At 65.4% G+C, this 7,667-nt stretch carries 7 protein-coding genes and 1 pseudogene; 1 reads left to right on the top strand and 7 read right to left on the bottom strand.

Annotated features, from left to right (window positions below; genetic code table 11):
• From RMQ73_RS04940 to RMQ73_RS04910, 7 genes are all read right to left on the bottom strand, one after another.
• A partial coding sequence (locus RMQ73_RS04940) for a DUF4167 domain-containing protein (RefSeq protein WP_310496949.1) occupies positions 1-259 on the bottom strand: 259 nt, incomplete at its 3' end.
• 225 nt (positions 260-484) lie between these two features.
• Complete coding sequence (locus RMQ73_RS04935) at positions 485-1,288, bottom strand: SDR family NAD(P)-dependent oxidoreductase (RefSeq protein ID WP_310496948.1); 804 nt, start codon at positions 1,286-1,288, stop codon at positions 485-487.
• Positions 1,285-1,968 carry an NnrU family protein gene (locus RMQ73_RS04930; RefSeq protein ID WP_310496947.1) on the bottom strand — a complete coding sequence of 228 codons (684 nt, stop codon included), beginning with the start codon at positions 1,966-1,968 and terminating at the stop codon, positions 1,285-1,287. Before RMQ73_RS04930 ends, RMQ73_RS04935 begins: the two co-directional genes overlap by 4 nt.
• Positions 1,969-1,999: 31 nt before the next feature.
• Entirely contained in the window at positions 2,000-3,310 is a 1,311-nt protein-coding gene (locus tag RMQ73_RS04925) for an amidohydrolase family protein (protein WP_310496946.1), read from the bottom strand.
• Positions 3,307-4,731 (bottom strand): amidohydrolase, encoded by a 1,425-nt coding sequence (locus RMQ73_RS04920; RefSeq protein WP_310496945.1) that lies wholly within the window; start codon positions 4,729-4,731, stop codon positions 3,307-3,309. The genes RMQ73_RS04925 and RMQ73_RS04920 overlap by 4 nt, the downstream gene beginning before the upstream one ends.
• 109 nt (positions 4,732-4,840) lie before the next feature.
• On the bottom strand, positions 4,841-6,610 hold the full coding sequence (locus RMQ73_RS04915) for a peptide MFS transporter (RefSeq protein ID WP_310496944.1): 1,770 nt from the start codon (positions 6,608-6,610) through the stop codon (positions 4,841-4,843).
• Between the two features lie 118 nt (positions 6,611-6,728).
• Entirely contained in the window at positions 6,729-7,328 is a 600-nt protein-coding gene (locus RMQ73_RS04910) for a hypothetical protein (RefSeq protein WP_310496943.1), read from the bottom strand.
• Positions 7,329-7,431: 103 nt separating this feature from the next.
• On the opposite strand from RMQ73_RS04910, the pseudogene RMQ73_RS04905 reads away from it, so the two are divergent.
• Positions 7,432-7,667 (top strand): annotated as a pseudogene (locus RMQ73_RS04905) (amidohydrolase family protein); the annotation flags it as partial.

The raw sequence follows: 7,667 nt of genomic DNA, 5'->3' as shown, positions 1-7,667 counted from the left end.
CCGGCTGCCGGTCGCGATAATCGCCCAGGACCCGATAATAATGCTCTGCGTATTGCAGATAATATTCTGTGGTCACCCGGTCGCCGGCCTGCTGGGCGTCGCGGGCCAGAGCGCGATATTTTTCCAGAAGCTGCGTGGCGTTGCCGCGTTGGCGATTGTCGAGCCGGGCACCAAAGTTGTTGCCGCCGGCCATCTGCTGCGGGCGTGGGCCGTTGGTATTGCCGCCGCCACGCCGCCGCCGTTGATTGTTTCTGATCAAGTCTGCGTCCCCGAATGCGGCCGGCCGAATCGCGCAAAGCCATTTGCTGGGCAATTCGACGTTGTTTTTTCGGTCCTGCCCTGCCCGCCTATGTGCGAGGGGCCAGATCAAATGTCCGAAATAGGCATGTCGAAAGGTGGGGGCACATCCACGCCACCTGCCTCAACGTCTAGCGGCGAAATGGGAATACGCCAAGGGCAAATCGTCAGGCAGGTGCAGATGCCCTCAACGCGCCACCTTTGGCGCCATGCTGGCCATCAGCGCAAAGCATTGATCGGGGTTCTGCCGCTTGAGATCGAGCAGCGCCATTTCCGCAGCGCCGACGCGGCCGACCGGGATCTCGGGCTGGCCGGCAGCCAGTGCGGCAAGAATCTGGACGGCGGCTTCGTCCGGAGTAATGCCCTGGTTGACCGGGTCGTCGGCGGTGCCGCGCACCTTGCCGTCACCGGTCAGCGCATTGTCGGCAATGCCGGTCGCGACAAAACCCGGGGTCAGCACATGGACGCTGACGCCATATTGGAACACCTCGGCCCTGAGCGCGTCGGACCAGCCGACAAGCGCATGCTTGGCAGCGCAATAGCCGGTGCGCAGCGGTGAGCCGACCTTGCCCGCGACGGACGCATTGTTGACGATGCGGCCTTGTCCGCGCGCGACCATGCCGGGAAGCACCAGCTGCGTCAGGCGCAGCGGCGCGAAGAAATCGACCTCCATCAGCGTGCGATACACGGAAAAATCGGTGTCCAGCGCCAGGCTGCGCTGCGAAATGCCGGCATTGTTGATGAGCATGGTGACGCCGCCGGTCGCTGCCTCGACGCGGGCGGCGATGGCGGGCAGCGCGTCCAGGTCGGTCGCCTCGAACGCTTCGACCAGCGCGCCCGGGCACAGCGCTGCCACCCCGGCCAGCGCATCGGCATTGCGGCCCGACAACACAAGCCGGGCGCCGGCAGCAGCGAACGCCAGCGCCAACCCCTTGCCGATGCCGGCAGACGCGCCGGTGATCCAGATCGTGTCGCTGCCAAACGCGCTCATTGCAGATAGCTCCAGTCGATGGCCGGCACGCCGATCAGCAGCGGATGTGCCCAAAGCGTGATGGCGAACAGCGCAAGCCCCCCCAGCACCGGCACCGCGCCGGGCCAAAGCGCCGACACGGGCTGTTTGCCAGCAACTATGGCGCCAAAGGGCATGAAGCTGGTCACTGACATATGGGTGCCATAAGCGGGGTTCTGTGCCTTTTTCTTGCCGTCCTGCATGGCGGCACCGAACAGCGCGAGGACGGCGATGCCGCTGGCCAGCACGATGGTGCGCGGATCGGCCGTCAGCACGACATGCACGGCGCCCCAGAGCGCAAAGCTCCACATCATCGGGTGGCGGGTGATGCGCTGCATCCCGCGCGGCTTGTTGCCGCCGCCGCCCATCATCGCCGGGTTGGGCGACGAAACCGAACCGACGAACAGGATGAAGGCCAGCAGCATCAAGGCCAGCATGGCGGGATAGGCACCCGCCGGCGTGTCCCACAGGCGCGCCTTGGGGATTGCGCGCCAAAGCTGCACCGCAGCGCCGAGACTGGCGAAGGCCACCACGGAATAGAGGAGTGCAAAGCCCTTTTCGCCAAGCCGGGCAACCAGCGGCGCGCGCAGCGGGTGGGACAAAAGCTCGTGTCCGCCGATAAAGGCGGCAACTGCCAGCACCAGCAGCATCAAATCGCTCAAGACCTGTCTCCCCCGGTGGGCGCGTCGCCCGTCAGCGCGGATACTGAAGCGGCAAGTCGCTGCGGCCAAGTGATTTGTAGCGTTCGGCCAAATCGGTCTGGCGGCTGCGCATCGGCTGGGCGACGCCGTCGATCAGCACGGCGATGGGCGCGCCGGTGACATCGAGCGGATCGCCGTCCCAGATCACGACATCGCCGCGCTTGCCGACACTGAGCGTGCCAAGGTCGGTCAGGCCGAAAATGCGCGCCGGATTGGCGGTGATCGTCGCTAGCGCCTGGCCGCGCGTCAGCCCGGTGGCGCCTGGCACGGCCGCCTGCGCCACGGCATTGCCGGCAAAATACGGCAGGTTGCGCGGCTGCGCCGCCGAATCGCCACCGAAAAGGCCCATCGCCACGGTCACGCCCGCCGCCTGCAACAGCCCGACATTCGAACGCGACGAGGCCAGGGTTTCAAAATCGTCGGGCAGGTCGAATAGTGACAAGGTAATGACCGGCACGCCGGCCGCCGCAATGCGGTCCGCCACCAGCCAGGCTTCGCGCGCGCCGATCAGGATGGGACGCAGTGCCGGATAACGCGCCTTGAGGCCGAGCACCTGCACGATATCACTGGCGCGTTCGGCGTGGACCACCAGCGGCATGGTACCGCGCAGCACCGGCACCAGCGCCGCAATGTCGGGCGCCTTGGCCAGCGAATCGCGCGAAAGCCCCCGGTCATAGCCGGCGGGGTTGGCGGCGTAACGCGCCGCCTCGGCCAGCGCGCTGGTCAGGCTGGCCCAGGCCGCCGGGCGCGAGCCGCCGGCAAGGCCGGCACCATTTTCGCCCAGTTCGACAAATTGAAAGGCACGCGGGCGCATGACCGGGTCGGCGCCCTGTGCCAGCGTGATGACCACACCCTGCCCGCCGAAAATGTCCGATTCGGCGCCGGGGCCGACAACGGCGCGGGTGACGCCGCCCATGCGGCCGACGGGAATATGGACGCTGTTGCCGTTGATGGCGGTCGAAAGATCGAGCGCGGCGGACCAGGGCGCGGTGCGGGCGCCCGAATCATTGGTTTCACGCACGCCGCCGACCTCGTCGATGCCAAGGTCGGACATACCGGCGATGATGCCGGGCGTGACGGTCTTGCCGCGCGCGTCGATGATGGTGGCGCCTGCCGGCACAGGCAGGCCGGCGCCGACAGCGACAATGCGGCCATCGCGGATGATGACGGTGCCGCCGGCGATGCTTTCTTCGCCCACGCCGGTCAGCACGGTGCCGCCGGTGATGGCGATGGTTGCGGCGGGGACCGGCGCTGCGAGCAGCGTCGTCGCAATCTGGGCTACGAGGAACGAGAGACGCTTCACTTGGGTTCTCCCACGCCGGGCTGGCCCAGCTCGAAATCGGAGGTGGCGCGGCGTTTGGGGTCGCCCCAGTCGTACATCAGCGCACCATCGATCCACACTTTCATGGCGCGGCCCTGCACCGACAGCGGATCGGCGTTCCACAAAACCAGATCAGCGGCCTTGCCGACTTCGAGGCTGCCGGTGCGCTTGTCGATGCCCAGACCGCGCGCCGGGTTGATCGCCAGCCAGGTCCAGACATGTTCCGGGGCAAGCGCCATTCCCATGCGCCGGCCGGCGGCCATCGCCTTGGCCGCTTCCTGGTTCAGCCGCTGGATGCCGTTGGCGTCGTCGCTGTGGACGATGGCGCAGGCACCGGCATTGTCCACCAGCGCGATATTCTCACGGATGCCGTCAAAGCTTTCCATCTTGAAGCCGTACCAATCCGCCCACATCGCCGAGCAAATGCCTTCGGCCTTGAGCATGTCGGCGATCTTGTAGCTTTCGACCGCGTGATGGAACGCGGTCACCTTATAACCGAATTCATGGCTCATCGCGATGACATTGGCCATTTCATCGGCGCGGTAGCAGTGGTTCTGCACGAGAATGTCGCCGCTGAGCACGCCCATCAGCGTGTCGCCGGCCAATTCGCGACGCGGCGCATCGGTCGGCTTGGCGGTGCCGGCCTTGGCGCGGCGGGTATAATCGTCCCAGCGGCGCTTGTAGCCGGCGGCATCGGCCCAGGCCTGGCGGGCATAGGCGATATTGCCCATGCGGGTCTGCGGCATCTGGTTCTTGGCGCCATAGACGCGCTTGGGATTTTCGCCGCAGGCCATCTTGAGGCTGTAGGGCGCGCCGGGAAACTTCATTTCCTGCACGGAGCGGGCATAGACGGGCTTGAGCGTCGTGCCGCGCCCGCCGAACAGATTGGCGGAGCCGGGCAGCACATGCAGCGCGGTGATGCCGCCGGCAATGGCGCGCGAAAAGCCGGGGTCCTGCGGCCAGACCGAATGTTCGGCCCACACCTCGGGCCGGGCCGGCGATGTCGCCTCGTTGCCGTCGCTGTGCGCCTCGACGCCCGGCGTCGCATAGGCGCCAAGGTGGGAATGGATGTCGATGATACCGGCAGTGACATACTGGCCGGGGGCATCGATGACCGTGGCACCGGTGGGAATGGCGACGCTGCCACCAATTTCGGCAACCTTGCCATTTTCGATTCGGACCATGCCGGGGGCATATTTGCGCCCCGCTCCGTCATAGATGGTGGCGCCGCGAATCACGGTGGTGACACCGGGGTATGGCTTGTATTGGCTCGGCCAGGGGTCAGACGGCGCCGCGACGATCTCTGTCGGGGCGCCGCCGGCAGTTGCTGCCGGCGGCGGTGCCTTGCCGGCGCAAGCCGACAGCGCCAATGTTGCCAATATACTTTGCCAGCCCAGCCGCATGATTTTCCCCTGCCCGGAAATCGCCAGGCTGCTCAGGGCAAGGTGGCGGTTAGCGGGGCCGAGGGCAAGACACTTTGAATCGATAGCCCTTTCGGACAAGCGGCTCGGCCTATTTTACCCCGTGCATGATGCGCTTGAGCAGCGGCGAGACCAGCAGCAACAGCAGCCCGATGCCGGCCGACACCAGCCCGATCGTCTGGAATACGCCGGCATAGGTGTCGAGGCTGACCTTGAGGTTGGTGACCTGGCCGCCCACCGTTTCGACGCTGGCAACCTGCGCCACCACGCCGGCGACATATTGCGCGCAGCTGATCGACAGGAACCACACGCCCATCATCATGCCGACAATGCGCGCGATCGACAGTTTGGTGATCATGCTGAGGCCGACCGGCGAAATGCACAGTTCAGCAGCGGAATGGATGAAATACAGGCCAGCGAGCCACCAGATGGCGACCTTGAAGTCAGGCCCCGCAAAATCCGCGCCCCAGACGAGGAACAGGAAGCCCAGCCCGACCATGACCAGCGCCAGGCCGAACTTGATCGGAATCCCCGGCTCGATGCCGCGATCGCCCAGCCATTTCCACAGGATGCTGAACAGCGGCGCCAGCGCGACGATGAAGAACGCGTTGAAGAACTGGGTCTGGCCGGCGCTGATGCGGAACCAGCCGAACACCGACAGATCGGTGTTGCGATCGGCAAACAGTGTCAGCGATGACCCCGCCTGTTCGAACAGCGTCCAGAACACCACGTTGAAGACGATGAGCACGATGGCGGCGAGCATCATCTGCGCCTCTTGCCGCGTGCCGGCAAAATACGACCAGATCGGAATGCCGATGACCGACACCAGGAACGTCGCGAACAGCACCTTGCCCAGAATCGGCAGCGCCAGGACATAGCCGAGCAGGCCTTCACCAGCGACGGGTGGCGGCGCATTCATCAGATTGTTGAACAGGAACCACACCAGCGGCACAGTCAAAATGGCGCCTGCATATATAAGGAGTGAGCGGTCCTTGTCCTGACCCGCCGGCGGGTCGCCATAACCCGTCAGCCGGTCACCGGAAAACTGGATGAGAAACCAGCTGAGCGTCATGCCCAGCGCGGCCAGAAGAAAGCCGGCCCACCAGCCATAAGCGTCGGCGAGGAATGGACACAGGATCTGCGAGCCCAACGAGCCCAGGTTGATGCCCATGTAGAAGATGGTGAAGCCGGCATCGCGGCGGCGGTCGCCCGAGGCATACAGCGAGCCGACCATGGTCGAGATGTTGGGCTTGAAGAAACCGTTGCCGACCGTGACCGCCGACAGGCCGAGCAACATGACGATGACGAACATCGCATCGCGGTCGCCGCCGGCATCGAACCCGCCCTTGGGCACGGTGCGCACGACGGCGCCATCGGTGCCGACAAGCGCGACTGTGCCGTCTTCGTTGCCCTTGATGGTCAGCTTCTGGCCGGCAATCTCGACGGACTGGGCCTTGGCGTCGCTGCTTTTGTCGACGGTCACATCATAGCGCGTGCCTTCGATGACGGCATAGGGCTTGGCCGCTTCACCGCCGAAGCACAGGGTGAAATAGCCCAGCGCCATCAGGATAGCGCCGAATTTGACGGCCTTTTTCGATCCCAGATAACGATCGGCAAGCAAGCCGCCGACCAGCGGCGTCAGATAGACCAGCGCCGTGAAGCCGCCATACAGCCCGGTCGTCGCCCGGTCTGAAAACAGGAAATGTTCGGCCAGATACAGCGTCAGCAGCGCCCGCATGCCGTAATAGCCGAAACGTTCCATGGCTTCGGTGGTGAACAATCGGGCGAGCTGCGCCGGATGGCCGAACCATTGCGGACGGGTATCGACGATATCTGCCGCGGCGGCGCTGGATTCGGTCAAGCTGAAGCTCCCTGCCCTGTGGCCGGTCTGTTGCCGGCTCGGCCCCCTGATAGCGGCGCGATGCGCGTAACGCAAAGGTCATCCACCGCAGCGAGCGGCACGTCCTGCCGGCAGGAAACTATGTCTCCACGCGGTGGATGAACCCGCGCCGGGAATAGTCAGATGGCAGGAACCCGGTGCCTTCGAGGCTCAGGCTGTGTTGCCGGACATCGCCGCTACCCATGCCGGGAATGAACAATTGCCGCGCCGGCGACACGCCCAGTTCCCAGCCGCTCAGAACGGTCGAAACGCCGGCGAGAGGTGTCCCCTGCCTGGCGGGCGCTCCCTGGCCGACATATGCCAGAAGCGGTGCCTTCGACCGGACCTGCACAATCACATCCATGCTGCTCCATTCGGGAGGGACCGCGCACAAGATGCGCACCGCCGTGCCGGCGGGTAGCCCTTTGCTGTCCGCAAGCTGTTCTATGCGGGCATATTCGGCGAAGGTCAGCCACCAGCAGCCCGCCATGGCCGATGCGGGGTGGCCTGTGCCGGCAAATCGCACCAGCCTTGTGCCAGAGGCCAGTTCAATACGTTCGGGCCGGGCGATCCCACCGTTGGTAATCCAGACCAGTACATCGCCGTCCGGCCCGCTGATGCTCTGCCGGCTGTCGGCGCCTCTGGCCGCGAGCAAGGCGTCGGGTCGGTCAAAGAAGCGCTGATTGACGAATTCAGACATGCATTCCCCCGCACCCCGGCCCGCGCCGGCATTTCGCCCCGTTGCCTTGTGCCGATGATTGGCGAATGTTGCGTGCTTGTTGCACCGGCGCAAGAGGGCCAAAATGATGAAGTCACTTTTCCGGGCAAGCGCGCTTGCTCTCGTACTTGCCCTGCCAGCCGGCGCCGAGGTCCTGTTTCTCAAGCCAGCGCGCGTCTTTGACGGCGACGTGATGCGGCCGGGCTGGCAGGTGCTGGTCGATGGTGACCGAATCGTTGCCGCCGGCCCGGATGTCGCGGTGCCGGCGGGTGCGCGGGTGATGGCGTTGCCTGGTGCCACGCTGATGCCCGGCATGATCGA

This window comes from Sandarakinorhabdus sp. (genome assembly GCF_031430775.1).
In the GTDB taxonomy this organism is placed as follows: domain Bacteria; phylum Pseudomonadota; class Alphaproteobacteria; order Sphingomonadales; family Sphingomonadaceae; genus Sandarakinorhabdus.
Note: the sequence above shows the minus strand (reverse complement) of the source record. Positions and strands in the feature narration are given on the sequence as shown.